Genomic DNA, 14,752 nt, shown 5'->3' with positions numbered 1-14,752 from the left:
CGGCGGGGCCCGGCCGCAGCCTGCGGGGCCGGTTCGTCGGCGCCGTTCCGGTGGGTGCGCCGAGGAGGGGCCCCGTTGTGCGGTGCGGGCGGGCCGCTAGGCGTCCCCATCGCCGTTTCGGCCCGAGCGGTCGGACGAGCGGCGCGAGGCGCGGGCCAGTTCGCCGGCCGTCAGGGTCGCGGCGGCCACCGCCCGGGTCCAGCGCGGGCCGCCCCGGGCCGCCCACACGACGCAGGCGCAGCCTCCGACGGCCAGCAGCAGGACGCCGGACAGGACGAGTACGGTCATGGACGCTCCCCCGATTCCCTTGCGGTGACCGCCATCATCCCCCGTGCCCCGGAGGGCCCTCGCAGCGGTCGCCGCCCTGACGCGCCGTACGCCGCGACGGGCGGGCCTGGTCGGCGCGGCCGACGGAGGGGCGATCGGGACCCGGCGCGGAGGACAGCCGGTCGGGCGCCGGTGTGGGGGGCGGGCGCTCGGGTGGCGGTGCGGCGGACGGGCGGCCGGGCCCCGGGGCGAGGGACGGGCTGTCGGGATCCGGCGTGGTGGGCGGGCTGCCGGGCGCCGGGGCGGAGGACGGGCGCTCCGGTGGCGGTGCGGCGGACGGGGCGCCGGGACCCGGGGCGGAGGACTGCCGGGCAAGCGTCGGCGCGGGAGACGGGGAGCGTAGGGCGATGCCTGAGGACAGTAGGAGCAGGGCGCCGAGCATGACGAAGGGGGCGGCGACGCCCGCTACGCCGGCGATCAGGCCGGCCGCGGCGGGGGCGGCGACCTGGCCGAGGCGGTTGCCGGTCAGGCGCAGGGCGAGGGCGGTGGAGCGGGCGTCGTCGGGGGCCGCCTGGACGACGGTCGTCATGGACAGCGGCTGGCCCACGCCCAGGCAGAAGCCGAGGACGACCAGCATCACGCCGAGCGCCCACACCGGCACCGGCAGCGCGACGCCGGCGCACAGCACGGCCGCCAGCAGACAGGTCACCGTGAGCAGCACGGTGCGCCCCAGCCACCGCAGCAGGGGCGTCAGCACCAGCCGGCAGGCGATCGTGGCCGCCGCGCGCAGGCTGAGCAGGACGCCGATGACGGCCGGGGAGATCCCCCGGTGCTCGCCGACCACCGGCAGGTAGGCCGTGAGGATGTCGGTCGCGGACAGCACCGACAGGCTGATCAGGATGCCCGCGGGCACGCCCCGGGACCGCAGGATGCCGCCCACCGGCACGCGCGGCCCTCGCGCCGTACGCGACTCGGCGCCCCGCGGATGCTCTATGCGCCACAGCGACGTGAACGCCACCGCCGCGCCCGCGCCCGCGACGACCAGGGCCAGCGCGCTGCTGCCGGCCATGTCGGGGCCGCCGATCAACGCGCCCGCCGCGATGGGGCCGATGAGCTGGCCGAGCGAGGCGCCGATGGTGAAGTGGCCGAAGTTGCGGTCCTGTTCGTGCGGCGCGGACTGGCGGGCGACCAGCGACTGGGCCCCGATGACGAAGCAGAGGTGCCCGAGGCCCATGACACCGCTCCACAGGGCCATCGCCCACAGCGACCCGGCGAGGCCGCTCAGCGCGCAGCCCCCGGCGATGAGCACCACCCCGACGGGCAGCAGCGGCGCGCAGCGGCCGTGGTCGGTGCGGCGGCCCAGCGGCACGGCGGCGAACAGCGGCAGCAGCGCGTACACACCGGCGATGACACCGACCGCCCGCTCGTCCGCGCCCAGCGCGAGGGCCCGGTAGGAGACGGCGGGCCGGGCCATCGACACCGCCCCCTGCGCGAAGCCGAAGGCGATGACGAGGCGGAGCAGCCAGCCGCGGTTCCCACCGGGCGTCATGATCGAGTCCTCCCTGATGATCAGATGATGCCGAACAGGATGCCCGCCGCGAGGATCACCAGGCTCGTCAGGACGGCCCACTTCACCACGAACTTCGTGTGGTCGCCGAACTCGACCCTGGCCATGCCGACCAGGACGTACACGGCGGGGACGAGCGGGCTGGACATGTGCAGCGGCTGGCCGACGATCGAGGCGCGGGCGATCTCCAGCGTGGAGACGCCGTGCGCGTGGCCGGCCTCGGCGAGCACCGGCAGGACACCGAAGTAGAAGCCGTCGTTCGACATGAAGTAGGTCAGCGGCAGGCTCAGCAGGCCGGTGACGAGGCCCATGTGCGGGCCCATGCCGTCGGGGATGGTGTCCACCAGCCAGTTGGCCATGTGGTCGACCATGCCGGTGCCGGTGAGGACGCCGGTGAAGACGGCGGCGGCGAAGACCATGCCGGAGACGTTGAGGACGTTGTCGGCGTGGGCCGCGATGCGGGCCTTCTGGTCGGGGATGTGCGGGAAGTTCACGGTGAGGGCGAGCGCGGCGCCGATCAGGAACAGCACCGGGATCGGCAGCAGCTCCATGATCATGGCGGTCAGCAGGGCGACCGTGAGCAGCGCGTTGAACCAGTACAGCTTGGGGCGCAGGGTGGCCCGGTGCGGGTCGAGGCCCTGGAACCCGTCGTCCTCCGCGCCGTCCCCGTCCCCGTCCCGGTCGGCCGGCTCGCCGGAGCCCCCGGCGGACGCGGAACCCTGGCCGGGACCGGAGCCCTTGCCGATGCCCTTGCCGGAAACGGAGCCGGAACCCGCACCCGCACCCGCACCGACCAGCACCGTCTCCGTCTCACCCTCCCGCACCAGCGCCTCGTCCAGCGTCAGCGTGCCGAGCCGCCGGCGTTCGCGCAGACCGAGGACGTAGGCGAGGACGACGACCGCGACCAGTCCGGCGGCCAGCGCCGGGATCATCGGCACGAAGATGTCGGTGGCGTCGACCTTCAGCGCGGTGGCGGCGCGGGCGGTGGGGCCGCCCCAGGGCAGCGTGTTCATCACACCGTTGGCCATCGCGGCGACGCCGGTCATCACGACCAGGCTCATCTTGAGGCGCTTGTACAGCGGATACATCGCCGAGACCGTGATCATGAAGGTGGTCGAGCCGTCACCGTCCAGGGAGACGATCGCGGCCAGCAGCGCCGTGCCGACGACGATCCGCATCGGGTCGGCTTTGCAGAACTTCAGGATCGCGCGGACGATCGGGTCGAACAGCCCGACGTCGATCATCACACCGAAGTAGACGATCGCGAACATGAGCATCGCCGCGGTGGGGGCGAGGCTGGACACGCCGTCGATGACGTAGTCACCGAGGTGGGCGCCCTTGCCGACGAACACGCAGAACAGCGCGGGGATCAGCACGAGCGCCGCGATCGGCGACATCTTCTTCATCATGATCAGGACCAGGAAGGTCGCGATCATGGTGAAGCCGAGGATGGTCAGCATGAGTGAGTACCTAACGTTCGCCCTTGAACATCCCACCGGGGCAGGCGGTGCGAGCGACGTTAGGGGGCGCAAAGCCGCGTTAACAAGATGTTGACACGCGAGCAATAAGCGCAAAACTCCTGGTCACAGCTTTGCGCCGGTCAGCGGGGTGAGCGTCACGGGTACGCCGTTGAGGACCGCGTTGCCCGAGAGGGGGTCCAGCAGGCTGCCGTCGAGGAGCTGGTTGACGTTGACGCCGGGGTCGCCGGCGGCGTGGCCGAGGCGGGTGCCGGGGCGGTCGTGGCCCCAGCCGTGCGGGAGGCTGACGACGCCGGGCCGGACGGTGTCGGTGACCTCGGCGGGGGCGGTCACCTCTCCCCCGGCGCCCTTGACGCGCACCGGCTCCCCGTCCCGTACGCCGAGCCGGGTGGCGTCGTCGGGGTGGAGGTGCAGGGTGCAGCGGTTGGAGCCGCCGGTGAGGGCGGGGATGTTGTGCATCCAGCTGTTGTTGGACCGCAGATGGCGGCGGCCGACCAGGACGAGTCCGGCGGGGCGCTCTGCCATGGCGTGCTTCAGGCGCGGCAGGTCGGCGGCGATCGGGGCGGGCAGCAGTTCCACCTTGCCGCTGCGGGTCTTCAGCGGCTGCGGCAGGCGCGGGCGCAGCGGGCCGAGGTCGATGCCGTGCGGGTGGGCGAGCAGCCGCTCCAGTGTCAGTCCGTCGGGGCGGGCGCCGAAGCCGTCACCGTAGGGGCCGAGGCGCAGCATCATGTCGAGCCGCCGTTCGGGGCCGTCGGTGCCGGTGAGGCGGGCGGCGAGGTCGTGCGGGTCGCGTCCGTGCACGGGTGAGTGCGGCTCCCGTACGGCCTTGCCGAGGGTCTGCTCGATCACCAGGGCGTCGACGGCGGCCGGGTCGGCGCCGTGGCCGCCGGTGGCGGCGAGGATCAGCCGGGCCAGGATCTCGGTCTCGGCCATGCGGCCCGGCTCCAGCGGGACGGCGGGGCGGGTGTAGCGGACCTGGTTGCGCACGGCGAGGGTGTTGAAGGCGAAGTCGTGGTGCGGGCTCTGGGCCGGCGGGGGCGGCGGCAGGACGACGTGGGCGTGGCGCGAGGTCTCGTTCAGGTACGGGTCGACGCTCACCATGAAGTCGAGCGAGTCCAGCGCCTTGTCGAGCCGGTGACCGTCGGGGGCGGACAGGACGGGGTTGGCGGCGATCGTGATCAGCGCGCGGACCGGTGTGCCGTCCTCGGTGGCGGTGTCGATCTCCTCGGCGAGGGCGGACAGCGGCAGTTCGCCCTTCGCCTCGGGGTGGCCGCTCACCCGGGAGTGCCAGCGGCCGAGCGTGAAGCCGTGTCCGGGGCCGGCGGGGCGCGGGGTGCGGTCGGTGGCGGCCTGCGGGAAGAGGGCGCCGCCGGGGCGGTCGAGGTTGCCGGTGAGGATGTTGAGGACGTCCACGAGCCAGCTGGCGAGGGTGCCGTGCGGGACGGTGCAGCTGCCGATGCGGCCGTAGACGGCGGCGGTGGGGGCGGCGGCGAGTTCGCGGGCGAGGGCGCGTGTCGTGTCGATGTCGACGTCGCAGGCGGCGGCGACGGACTCCGGGGTGAAGTCCCGTACGGCGTCGGCGAGTTCCGTGACCCCCTCGATGTGCGGGGCGAGGGCGCCGAGGTCGGCCAGGCCCTCTTCGAAGAGGACGTGGGCCATCGCGGCGAGGAGCAGGGCGTCGGTGCCGGGGCGGATCGCCACGTGCCGGTCGGCGAGCTTCGCGGTGCGGGTGCGGCGCAGGTCGACGACGGTGAGGGTGCCGCCGCGGGCCCTGAGCGCCTTGAGCCGGCCGGGGAAGTCGGGCGCGGTGCACAGACTGCCGTTGGACTCCAGCGGGTTGGCGCCGATGAGGAGGAGGTGGTCGGTGCGGTCGAGGTCGGGCACCGGGATGGCGTTGGCGTCGCCGAAGAGCAGTCCGCTGGAGACGTGCTTGGGCATCTGGTCCAGCGTGGACGCGGTGAACAGGGCGCGGGTGCCGAGCGCGCCGAGCAGGACGGTCGGGTAGAGGGCGCCGGCCATGGTGTGGACGTTGGGGTTGCCGAGGACGATGCCGGCGGCGTGCGGTCCGTGCCGTTCGACGACGGGGCGGAGGCCGGCGGCGACCGCGTCGAACGCCTCCTCCCAGGTGGCCTCGCGCAGCTCGCCGTCCCGCCGGACCAGGGGCGTGCGCAGCCGGTCGGGGTCGGCGTCGAGGGCACCGAAGGAGGCGCCCTTGGGGCAGATGAACCCGCGGCTGAAGACGTCGTCGCGGTCGCCGCGGGCGGCGGTGACCCTGGTGCCGTCGATGCTCAGGGTGAGGCCGCAGGTGGCCTCGCACAGGGGGCAGATGCGCAGGGCGGTGCGGGACACGGGTCCTCCCGGAGGGCGGCGGCGACGGTGACGCGCGGACGTGGAACCTCGCGGCGAGCATACCGACCGGTAGGCATGACGGGGAGGCTTCGTCAGTCGAGTACCCGCCCCAGATACGCCGCCAGCAGTTCCCGGGCCTCGTCGATGATCGCCTCGTCGCCGTCCGGCGCCACCCGGAAGGCGAGCTGGACGAGGGTGTCGGCGGTCTCCACGGCGACCAGGAAGGCCCGGCGCATGGCGTCGTCGGGGCGGCGGCCGAGGTAGCCGGCAAGCAGCTCGGTGACCCGGTCGGCGACGCGGAGGTTGGGCTGGGCGTGGCGGTCGCCGACCGGTATCTGGTTGCCGAAGTCGACCAGGGAGAAGCCGGGCGCGGTCCGCTTCATCGCCAGGTACTCGTCCAGCACGGCGTCGAGGGCGTCCCGCCAGCTTCCGTCGCCGGTCTCGGTCAGCCGCTCGGTCACACGCTCGGCGTAGCGTTCCAGGTTGCGCTGGGCGAGCGCGTCGGCCATCTGCCGCTTGTTGCCGAAGAAGCGGTACACCGAGCCGATGGGGACGCCGGCGCGCTGGGCCACGGCCCGGGTGCTCAGCGCGTCGTAGCCGACCTCGTCGAGGAGGGCGGCGCAGGCGTCCAGGATCCTGGTCAGCCGTTCGGCGCTGCGCCGCTGCACGGGGGCGCGGCGGAGCGGGGTCGCGTGGGGCACGTGCATCATGATGCCTCTCCGCCGCGGCCCGGGGAACCGTGACCTCCGGTAAGCGGGGGGCCTCCCGCGGGCCCGGCCGCGTCCTCGCGGAGCGTCGGCTGTGTGGCCCCGGTCGGTCCGGCGTCCGAGGCCGTGATGTCCGCGGTGCTCTCCACCGGCTCGCCGTCGACGGCCCAGACGGTGCCGTCGTCGGCGTACAGGCGCGCGGTGACGTGGTGGGTGCCGCGCGGGACGAGCCCGGCGACGAGGCGGTGGCGCGGGCCGCGCAGGGCGGTGATGAGGTCTCCGTCGACGAAGAGGCGTGCCACGCCGCGGCCGGCCACCGCGGCCGGCTCCGTGCCGGCCGGCGAGAACCGGAAGTCGCGGACGGTCAGGCGGACGTCCCAGCTGTCGTCGGCGTTGGGCTTCACCTCGATGCCGACCTCGGGCGCGTGCCCGGCGGCCGCCTCGCGGTAGCGCCGGCCGTCCTCGTCGGTGTCGCCGAGCAGCCTGCCCGCCGATGTCGGCGACGCCCCGGCACCCGGCCCCTTCTCGTCACCGGAGCCGCAGCCCGCGGTTCCGGTCAGCAACAGGACGCAGGCCGCGAGCGCGGTGCCTGCTCCCCGTGTCCACGACATGCCGGGAGAGTAGAACACCGGTACGACAGTCCGGATCCCCCCGGGGTCTGGTTCCGGTCATCGTCCCCAAGGAGGACGCGAAGGTCCGCCCGCCCTCTTGCGCACGGGAAACCGCAATCCTACGGTGTGGCATAGGAATCGGACGGCGAGGGAGCGAGCGATGAGCGGGGACGCGCGGAAGACCGCGGAGGGCCTGACCTACCTTTCGGGTTTCGGCAACGAACACGGTTCGCAGGCCGTTCCGGGCGCCCTCCCCGAGGGCCGGAACTCGCCCCAGCGGGCGCCCCTCGGGCTGTACGCCGAGCAGCTCAGCGGCTCGGCCTTCACCGAACCGCGGGCGCACAACCGGCGCTCGTGGCTGTATCGCATCCGCCCCTCGGCCGCGCACCCGGAGTTCACCCGGACCGGCAACGGCGCGATCCGCACCGGGCCGTTCACCCAGTGCGTGCCCGACCCCAACCGGCTGCGGTGGAACCCGCTGCCCCAGCCCGGGCCCGAGACCGACTTCCTGGCGGGCCTGTGGACCCTCGGCGGCAACGGCGACGCGACCCAGCGCACCGGCATGGCCGTGCACCTGTACCACGCCAACGCCTCCATGGACCGTGTCTTCAGCGACGCGGACGGCGAGCTGCTGATCGTCCCGGAGCGCGGCGGCCTGCTGCTGCGCACCGAGTTCGGGCTGCTGCACGCCGAGCCGGGCCACGTGGCGCTGATCCCGCGCGGGGTGCGCTTCCGCGTGGAGCTGCTGGACGCCGACGCCCGCGGCTACGTCTGCGAGAACTACGGCGCCCCCTTCCGCCTGCCCGACCTGGGCCCGATCGGCGCCAACGGCCTCGCCAACGCCCGGGACTTCCGGGCCCCGGTCGCCGCGTACGAGGACGTGGAGGGCCCGGTGGAGGTGGTCAACAAGTTCTGCGGCAACCTCTGGACGGCCGTCTACGACCACTCCCCGCTCGACGTGGTCGCCTGGCACGGCAACCACGTCCCGTACGTCTACGACCTGCGCCGCTTCAACGTCATCGGCACCATCTCGTACGACCACCCGGACCCGTCGATCTTCACGGTGCTCACCTCCCCCTCCGACACCCCAGGTCTCGCGGGCGTCGACTTCGTGGTGTTCGCGCCGCGCTGGCTGGTGGGCGAGGACACCTTCCGGCCGCCGTACTTCCACCGGAACGTGATGAGCGAGTACATGGGCCTGATCGAGGGCGCCTACGACGCGAAGGCGGAGGGCTTCGTGCCGGGCGGCGGTTCGCTGCACAACATGATGTCGGCGCACGGCCCGGACCGGGAGACCTTCGACCGGGCGAGCGCCGCCGAGCTGAAGCCGCAGAAGATCGACGACGGGCTGGCGTTCATGTTCGAGACCCGCTGGCCGGTGACCCTCACGCCCCAGGCGGCCCGCGCCGAGCACCTCCAGCAGCGCTACGACGACGTCTGGCAGGGCATGGAGCGCCACTTCCGCCCCTTGCACTGAGGTTTCCCCTACCGGTACGGATGGCCCGTGACCTCCTTCGCCCCGGACTCCATCGTCCTGAACCGCAAGCTGCCGCTCTGGTACCAGGTGTCGCAGTCGCTGCGTGCCTCGATACTCGGCCGCTCGCCCCGGGACCCGCTGCGCCTGCCCACGGAGGAGCAGCTGGCCGGTCACTACGGGGTGAGCGTGCTGACCATGCGGCAGGCGCTGAAGGAGCTGGAGGACGAGGGGCTGATCACCCGCCACCGGCGGCGCGGCACCTTCATCGAGCCGCACGCCCGGCGGGGCGCCCCGGTGCGGCTGCTGGGCTCGGTGGACGCCATCGTGGCCCAGCAGTCCGGCATGAGGGCCGAGCTGCTCGACCACGGCACCGCTCCCGTGCCGCCCGAACTCGCCGAGTTCTTCCCGGACCTGGCCGAGGCGGCCGCGTACCACCGGCTGCGCTGCGACGAGAAGACCGGCGAGCCCACCAACCACGCCCGCAACTGGGTCCGTCCCGAGGTCGCCGCCCGCATCGACCCGGACGACCTCGCGCGCTGGCCGATGACCAAGGTGCTGCGGGACGTGGTGGGCATGGACATCAGCCGGATCACGGACACCGTGGAGGCCCGCCTCGCGGACCCGGAGACGGCGCGGCTGCTCGAAGTGCCGCTGCTCAGCCCGATCCTGCACTACACGGGCATCACCTACGACACGGCGGGACGGGTGCTGGACGTGGCCGTGATCCACTACCGGGGGGACCGTTTCTCCTTCACGGTCACCCTGGACGCCACCTGAGGCCGTGGCGCCGCGTCGTACGATGCCGGGCGTGACGCACGACGACGCTCCGCGGCCGGCGGACCTCATGCCGTGGTCCGTCGCACCGCCGCGGCTCGGCCGGGGCTGGCCGGCGGCTCCCGACCCGGCGTCCCTGAAGGCCCGCTGGGACGCCCTGGTGAAGACGGAGGGACCCGACCGCGAGGCCCTGTTCGAGCCGACGCGCTCGCGCACGCTGCACACGGCGGTCGGGCAGCTGCCGGGCACCTCCGGCGGCACGGACCGGCTGCTGCGCGCCGCCGGGCCCTGTCCGGAGCCGGTCCGCGTGCTGCGGGCGCCCTTCGACGAGCAGTGGCTGATTCCCGACCACCGGCTGATCGACGCGGCCCGTCCCGAGCTGTGGCGGGTGGCCGACGAGCGGCAGGTCTTCGTGGTGGAGGCGTCCGACGCCGCCGGCCCGCTCCTGCTCGCGACCTCGCTCCTCCCCCTGTTCGGCCCGGCCCGCGTCCGGCCGCTGCACCGGCGCCCGGGCGGGGCCGACCCGAACCTGGCCCCCGGGCTCCTGGACCACCTGGCCGGCCGGCTCGGTCTGCGGCCTTCCCCGCTGGACGTGCTGGCGTGGATGCTGGCGGCCGTCCGTCCCGGCCCGCTGGTGCCGCTGACCGCGGACCCCGCGCTGTGGGAGCACGGCGTCGCGCTGGGCCGCCGCGCGCTGTGGCTGATGCGCCGCGACGGCGAGCGCCCCAAGCTGCCCGGCGGCCGTCGGCCCTACGTCCGCTCCCCGCTGCCCGCGCGCCCGCTGACCCTGCGCTACGACCGGGACGAGGAGGCCCTGTACCTCGACGGGGGCCGCGTCTCCCCGGTGCCGCCCAGCGCCTGGGACTTCGAGGCGGGCGGGGTGCGGGTACTTGAGCAGTGGTTCGCGGCCCGCACCGCCGAGGGCGAGCCGGGCACGCTGGCGGCGGTCCGCCCGGCCGGCTGGCCGCAGGCCTGGACGTCGGAGCTGCTGGAACTGATCACGGTCCTCGCCCTGCTGGCCGAGCTGCGCCCGCGCCTGGCGGAGCTGACGGTGACGGACCCGGTCACGGCCACGGAACTGCGCGACGCGGGCGTCCTGCCGGCCCCCGCGTCGGCCCACCGCCCGGCCTCGGTCCTCGCCGGCCCGGAGGAAGGCCCGGAGGGGCAACTCGCGTTGCTGTAGCGGCCGTTCAGTCGCCGCCGATGCCGAAGCGGGCGTCGACCGGCATGCCGTCCTCGGCGAACACCGCCACGCAGCAGACCCCGGCCGCGACCGGGCGCGCTACGCGAACCCGTCCAGCACCCGCTGGAGCGCCCGTTCGAACACCGCCTCCATGTCGATCGGGCCGGCGTCCTCCGTGAAGGAGGCGGCCAGCCGCGGGTAGGCGCCGCTCGCGAGCTGCCGGCCCAGGTAGGCGATCCGCACCGCGTTCTCCTGCTCCTCGGACCAGGGCAGCGAGCGGGTGCGTTCGACGGTGGCGAGTTCGTTGCCGACGTAGGTCGTCACCACGCCGTTCACCATCGCCACCAGCTCCATCTTCGTGCCGTACGGCGCGTCGAAGGGGTCGAGGCAGGCGAGGCAGTGCTCCAGATACCGCAGGGCGTTGGGGCTGAAGCCGTGGACCGGCGACATCAGACGCGGCAGCCAGGGGTGGCGGTGCATCAGCGCGCGGGTCTGGTGGGCGACCCGGAGCATGTCGGCACGCCAGTCGCCGCTCGGCTCCCACAGCTCGTGCTCGCCGCTGACCGCGTCCATCATCAGCTCGTGCAGGTCCTCCTTGCGGGGGACGTAGTTGTAGAGCGACATGGTGCCGCAGCCCAGTTCGGCGGCGACGCGGCGCATCGTGACCGCGTCCAGGCCCTCGGCGTCGGCGATCCGCACCGAGGCGGCGGCGATGTCGGCGCGGGTGTACGCCGGTCTCGGCCCCCGGCCGGCGCGCTCGGGGCGCGCCCAGATCACTTCGGGTACGGCCGCTCGGCCCGCCATCGTTCATCACCTCGGCCACCATCCTAGTTACGTACAGCGTACGTAGTGCGCTATGGTCGAGCCATGACTTCTACGTACGCTGTACTTAGTGAAGGTCTGGAGAAGCGCTTCGGCGATGTGCGCGCCCTGCGGGGGCTGGATCTCGCGGTGGCCGAGGGCACGGTGTGCGGGCTGCTCGGGCCGAACGGGGCGGGCAAGACCACGGCGGTGCGGCTGCTGACCACGCTGCTGCGGCCGGACGCGGGCTCGGCGCGGGTCGCGGGGCACGACCTCGTGCGGCAGGCCGCGGACGTCCGGCGCCGGATCGGCGTGACCGGGCAGTACGCCTCGGTCGACGGGGACCTCACCGGCCGCCAGAACCTGCGGCTGTTCGCCCGGCTGCACCGGGTGCGGGACGCCGCGGCGCGGGCGGACGAGCTGCTGGACCGGTTCGGGCTGGCGGAGGCCGCCGACCGGCCCGCGTCGACCCTCTCGGGCGGCATGCGGCGCCGCCTCGACCTGGCGGCGAGCCTGGTCCGCCGGCCCGAGGTGCTCTTCCTGGACGAGCCGACGACCGGCCTCGACCCGGCCAGCCGCAATCAGATCTGGGAGGCGGTGCGCGCCCTGAAGGACGACGGCACGACCGTGGTGCTGACCACGCAGTACCTGGAGGAGGCCGACCGCCTCGCCGACGACATCGCCCTGGTGGACCGGGGCCGGGTCGCGCACACCGGATCGCCGGCCGAGCTCAAGGCACTGGTCGGGGCGCACGCGGAGGCCGTCGTCGCGGACGCGGACGCCCTGGGGCGGGCCGCGGCCGTCCTCGACCGGCTCACCGGGGCCGAGCCCGTGCTCGACCACGAGCGCCGGGCGGTCGGCGCGGTGAGCACCGACCCGACCCTCACCCTGCCTCGCCTGGTGCGCGAACTCGACGCGGCGGGCGTGCCGTTGGTGGACGCGAGCCTGCGCCCGCCGACCCTCGACGACGTCTTCCTCCGCCTGACCGGCAGCAAGGAGATCGCGGCATGAGCACGACGACGGAAACGACGACGGGGATGACGACCGGGATGACGACGGGGACGACGGCGCCGTACGGCCTGGCGTACGACGGCGCCGCGATGCTGGGCCGCCAGCTGCGGCGGATCCGGAACAATCCGGGGCTGCTGATCCTCACCCAGACGATGCCGGTGACGATGCTGCTGTTCTTCGGCTACGTCTTCGGCAGCGCGCTGGCCATGCCGGGCGCGGAGTACCGCTCGTTCCTGGTGCCGGGCCTGCTGGTGGCGACCGCGGCGAACGGGATCATGACGGGCATGTTCCAGGCCGCCCAGGACACGCACCGGGGCGTCACGGACCGGCTGCGCACCCTGCCGGTGAGCCGGGCGGCGGTGCCGCTGGGGCAGGCGGTCGCGGACGTGCTCGTCACGGCCGCCGGGACGGTGCCGTTCCTGCTGGTGGGGCTCGCCGTGGGCTGGCGGGTGGAGGGCGGTGCGCTCGGCGCGGCGGGGGCCGTGGGGCTGCTGCTGCTGTTCCGGTTCGCGACGACGTGGATCGGGATCTTCCTGGGGCTGCTCACCCGGAACGAGGAGGCCGCCGGCCAGTTGGGCGGGGCCACGTTCATCCTGCCGCTGCTGTCCAACGCGTACATCCCGACCGAGGGGCTGCCGGGGTGGCTGCGCACGGTCGCCGAGTGGAATCCGATCAGCGCGGTGACCACGGCGCTACGTGATCTCTTCGGCAACGCGCCCGTGCCGGAGGGGGCCGCGTGGCCGGTGGCGCATCCCGTCGCCGGGTCGCTGGCCTGGTGTGCGGTGCTGCTGGCGGTGTTCGTGCCGCTCGCCGTGCGCCGGTACGCGCACGGCGAGCGCTGAGCGGGCCGGGGGGTGTCACCGCCGGGCGGGGACACGGCGGGACGGGTCGGGCGCGGGCCTCAGTTGCTGCCGAACAGCGAGCGGCGCAGTCGGCGCAGTGGCGCGAAGAGCGAGACCCGGCGGACCCGGGCGCCCCTGCTGCTGCGCTTGTGCGCGGGCTCACGCGCGGTCAGCTCACGCATCAGCGACGTCGCCTCCACCGTCTCCCGCTGCGGGAGGGCGGGGCCTCCGAGCACCGCGAGATGGCGGTCGAGGCGCGAGCTGGTCGCGCTGCTCCCGCAGGTGATCGCGGGCACCCTTGCCCTGCTGCGCACTGTTATCTGTTCCATGTCACTCCCCACCCGTACGAGTCCACCCGGCCCGGGCAGGGTAACCCTATCGCCCCGGTGAGGCAGCCGTGTATCGCGGTCACAGGATTCACCTTCCCCGTAAGGGGGTTGACGATTACTCTCCGAATCCAACAGTTTTCAGGGCGAGTTGGACAACGGGCCTGCTCGTGGGACGGTCCGAGCCCCCGCCGGGTCCGACGGTGACGGCGAGTGACGTCGCGGACCGGTCCGGGTTCGACGCGATCAGGGGCGTGTCGGCGTCCGCCAGGACGTGGGCGATCTCACTCACCCGGTCGCGCGCGGCGTCCGGCGCCGATCTGCGGGACGGCGCATGCCCACGCGGGATCGGCGTTCAGGGGGCGGCATCCGCACTTCGCTGAGCTACTTTTGGGAAGAATCTCCGGGACCAGCGCGGGGCGGATCCGCGCGCGACGTCATAGGGGGCGCCGGTGTTCGAAGAGCCCGGCAGTGAGCGTGTCGTCGCCGGCCGCTACCGGCTCCTGTCCCCTCTCGGCGAGGGCGGCATGGGCACGGTGTGGCGGGCCCGCGACGAGGTGCTGCACCGCGAGGTCGCCGTCAAGGAGGTCCGCGCGCCCGCCGGGCTCCCGGACGCCGAGGTGCGGCGGATGTACGCCCGGCTGGAGCGGGAGGCCCGGTCCGCCGCCCGCGTCGCCCACCGGGGCGTCGTCACGGTGTACGACGTGGCCACCGACGATGGCCGGCCCTGGATCGTGATGGAGCTGGTGCGCGGCCTGTCCCTGGCCGACCTGCTGGACGCCGAGGGCCCGCTGGACCCGCGGCGGGCCGCCCGCATCGGCGCGGAGGTGCTGGCCGCGCTGCGGGCCGCGCACGCGGCGGGCGTCCTGCACCGGGACGTGAAGCCGGCCAACGTGCTGCTGGGCAACGACGGCCGGGTGGTGCTCACCGACTTCGGGATCGCCACGGTCGAGGGCAGCTCCGCGCTGACCATGACCGGCGAGGTCGTCGGCTCCCCCGAGTACCTCGCCCCGGAGCGGGCCCTGGGCCGCACGCCCGGTCCGGAGTCCGACCTGTGGTCGCTGGGCGTGCTGCTGTACGCGGCGGTCGAGGGCGCCTCGCCGTTCCGCCAGGACACGCCGCTGAGCACCCTGCGGGCGGTCGTCGACGAGGAGCTGCCGCCGCCGCGCCGGGCGGGTGCGCTCGCGCCGGTCATCGAGGGACTGCTGCGCAAGGACCCGGCCCAGCGGCTGCCGGCCGGACGGGCCGAGCAGGACCTGCGGCTCGTCGGGGCCGGCGGCACCCTCTCCGGGGGCGGCCCGCCGCTCGCGGACACGGCGCCGGCCGGCGCGTACGCCCCGACGGTCGCGGCCGGCCCCG

13 protein-coding genes and 2 pseudogenes are annotated in these 14,752 nt (G+C 74.2%); 6 read left to right on the top strand and 9 right to left on the bottom strand.

All coding sequences use genetic code 11. The annotated features are described in order from the left end of the window. Positions 1–96: 96 nt before the first annotated feature. The 6 genes and pseudogenes from GTW67_RS11480 to GTW67_RS11455 form a co-directional block, all read right to left on the bottom strand. Entirely contained in the window at positions 97–288 is a 192-nt protein-coding gene (locus GTW67_RS11480; protein WP_161164702.1) for a hypothetical protein, read from the bottom strand. 292 nt (positions 289–580) lie between these two features. Next, positions 581–1,816, bottom strand: a pseudogene (locus GTW67_RS11475) (MFS transporter); the annotation flags it as partial. A 20-nt stretch (positions 1,817–1,836) separates the two neighbouring features. Further along, complete coding sequence (locus GTW67_RS11470; protein ID WP_161164701.1) at positions 1,837–3,294, bottom strand: CitMHS family transporter; 1,458 nt, start codon at positions 3,292–3,294, stop codon at positions 1,837–1,839. A 123-nt stretch (positions 3,295–3,417) separates the two neighbouring features. After that, positions 3,418–5,661 carry a molybdopterin-dependent oxidoreductase gene (locus GTW67_RS11465; RefSeq protein ID WP_161164700.1) on the bottom strand — a complete coding sequence of 748 codons (2,244 nt, stop codon included), beginning with the start codon at positions 5,659–5,661 and terminating at the stop codon, positions 3,418–3,420. A gap of 92 nt (positions 5,662–5,753) precedes the next feature. Next, positions 5,754–6,371, bottom strand: coding sequence for a TetR/AcrR family transcriptional regulator (locus GTW67_RS11460; RefSeq protein ID WP_161164699.1), 618 nt, complete (start codon positions 6,369–6,371; stop codon positions 5,754–5,756). Beyond that, positions 6,368–6,979, bottom strand: a complete 612-nt coding sequence (locus tag GTW67_RS11455) for a hypothetical protein (RefSeq protein WP_161164698.1) — start codon at positions 6,977–6,979, stop codon at positions 6,368–6,370. The genes GTW67_RS11460 and GTW67_RS11455 overlap by 4 nt, the downstream gene beginning before the upstream one ends. Positions 6,980–7,139: 160 nt before the next feature. Here GTW67_RS11455 and hmgA point away from each other — a divergent pair, with 160 nt between their 5' ends. Genes hmgA through GTW67_RS11440 form a run of 3 tightly spaced genes read left to right on the top strand, consistent with a single transcriptional unit; the run spans position 7,140 to position 10,413 of the window. Continuing rightward, positions 7,140–8,456 carry a homogentisate 1,2-dioxygenase gene (hmgA, locus tag GTW67_RS11450; RefSeq protein ID WP_161164697.1) on the top strand — a complete coding sequence of 439 codons (1,317 nt, stop codon included), beginning with the start codon at positions 7,140–7,142 and terminating at the stop codon, positions 8,454–8,456. Between the two features lie 27 nt (positions 8,457–8,483). Further along, entirely contained in the window at positions 8,484–9,233 is a 750-nt protein-coding gene (locus GTW67_RS11445) for a UTRA domain-containing protein (protein ID WP_161164696.1), read from the top strand. A 22-nt stretch (positions 9,234–9,255) separates the two neighbouring features. Continuing rightward, positions 9,256–10,413: a type ISP restriction/modification enzyme gene (locus tag GTW67_RS11440; protein ID WP_161164695.1), complete on the top strand. Its 1,158-nt coding sequence runs from the start codon at positions 9,256–9,258 to the stop codon at positions 10,411–10,413. A gap of 99 nt (positions 10,414–10,512) precedes the next feature. On the opposite strand, the gene GTW67_RS11435 is transcribed toward GTW67_RS11440, so the two are convergent. Then, positions 10,513–11,217, bottom strand: coding sequence for a TetR/AcrR family transcriptional regulator (locus tag GTW67_RS11435; RefSeq protein ID WP_161164694.1), 705 nt, complete (start codon positions 11,215–11,217; stop codon positions 10,513–10,515). 63 nt (positions 11,218–11,280) lie between these two features. On the opposite strand from GTW67_RS11435, the gene GTW67_RS11430 reads away from it, so the two are divergent. Beyond that, the gene (locus tag GTW67_RS11430; protein WP_161164693.1) at positions 11,281–12,225 is read left to right on the top strand and encodes an efflux ABC transporter ATPase subunit, DrrA-related; all 945 of its coding nucleotides are present in this window, start codon (positions 11,281–11,283) and stop codon (positions 12,223–12,225) included. A 38-nt stretch (positions 12,226–12,263) separates the two neighbouring features. Further along, entirely contained in the window at positions 12,264–13,067 is an 804-nt protein-coding gene (locus GTW67_RS11425) for an ABC transporter permease (RefSeq protein WP_161164703.1), read from the top strand. Positions 13,068–13,126: 59 nt separating this feature from the next. On the opposite strand, the gene GTW67_RS11420 is transcribed toward GTW67_RS11425, so the two are convergent. Together GTW67_RS11420 and GTW67_RS37595 are read right to left on the bottom strand one after the other, a co-directional pair. Then, positions 13,127–13,396 (bottom strand): hypothetical protein, encoded by a 270-nt coding sequence (locus GTW67_RS11420; protein ID WP_053128431.1) that lies wholly within the window; start codon positions 13,394–13,396, stop codon positions 13,127–13,129. Positions 13,397–13,511: 115 nt separating this feature from the next. Further along, positions 13,512–13,664 (bottom strand): annotated as a pseudogene (locus GTW67_RS37595) (anti-sigma factor); the annotation flags it as partial. Positions 13,665–13,845: 181 nt separating this feature from the next. Here GTW67_RS37595 and GTW67_RS11415 point away from each other — a divergent pair. Continuing rightward, a partial coding sequence (locus GTW67_RS11415) for a protein kinase domain-containing protein (RefSeq protein ID WP_161164692.1) occupies positions 13,846–14,752 on the top strand: 907 nt, incomplete at its 3' end.

This window comes from Streptomyces sp. SID5910, from assembly GCF_009862125.1.
Lineage (GTDB): Bacteria > Actinomycetota > Actinomycetes > Streptomycetales > Streptomycetaceae > Streptomyces.
This window is presented reverse-complemented; position numbering and strand designations above follow the sequence as displayed.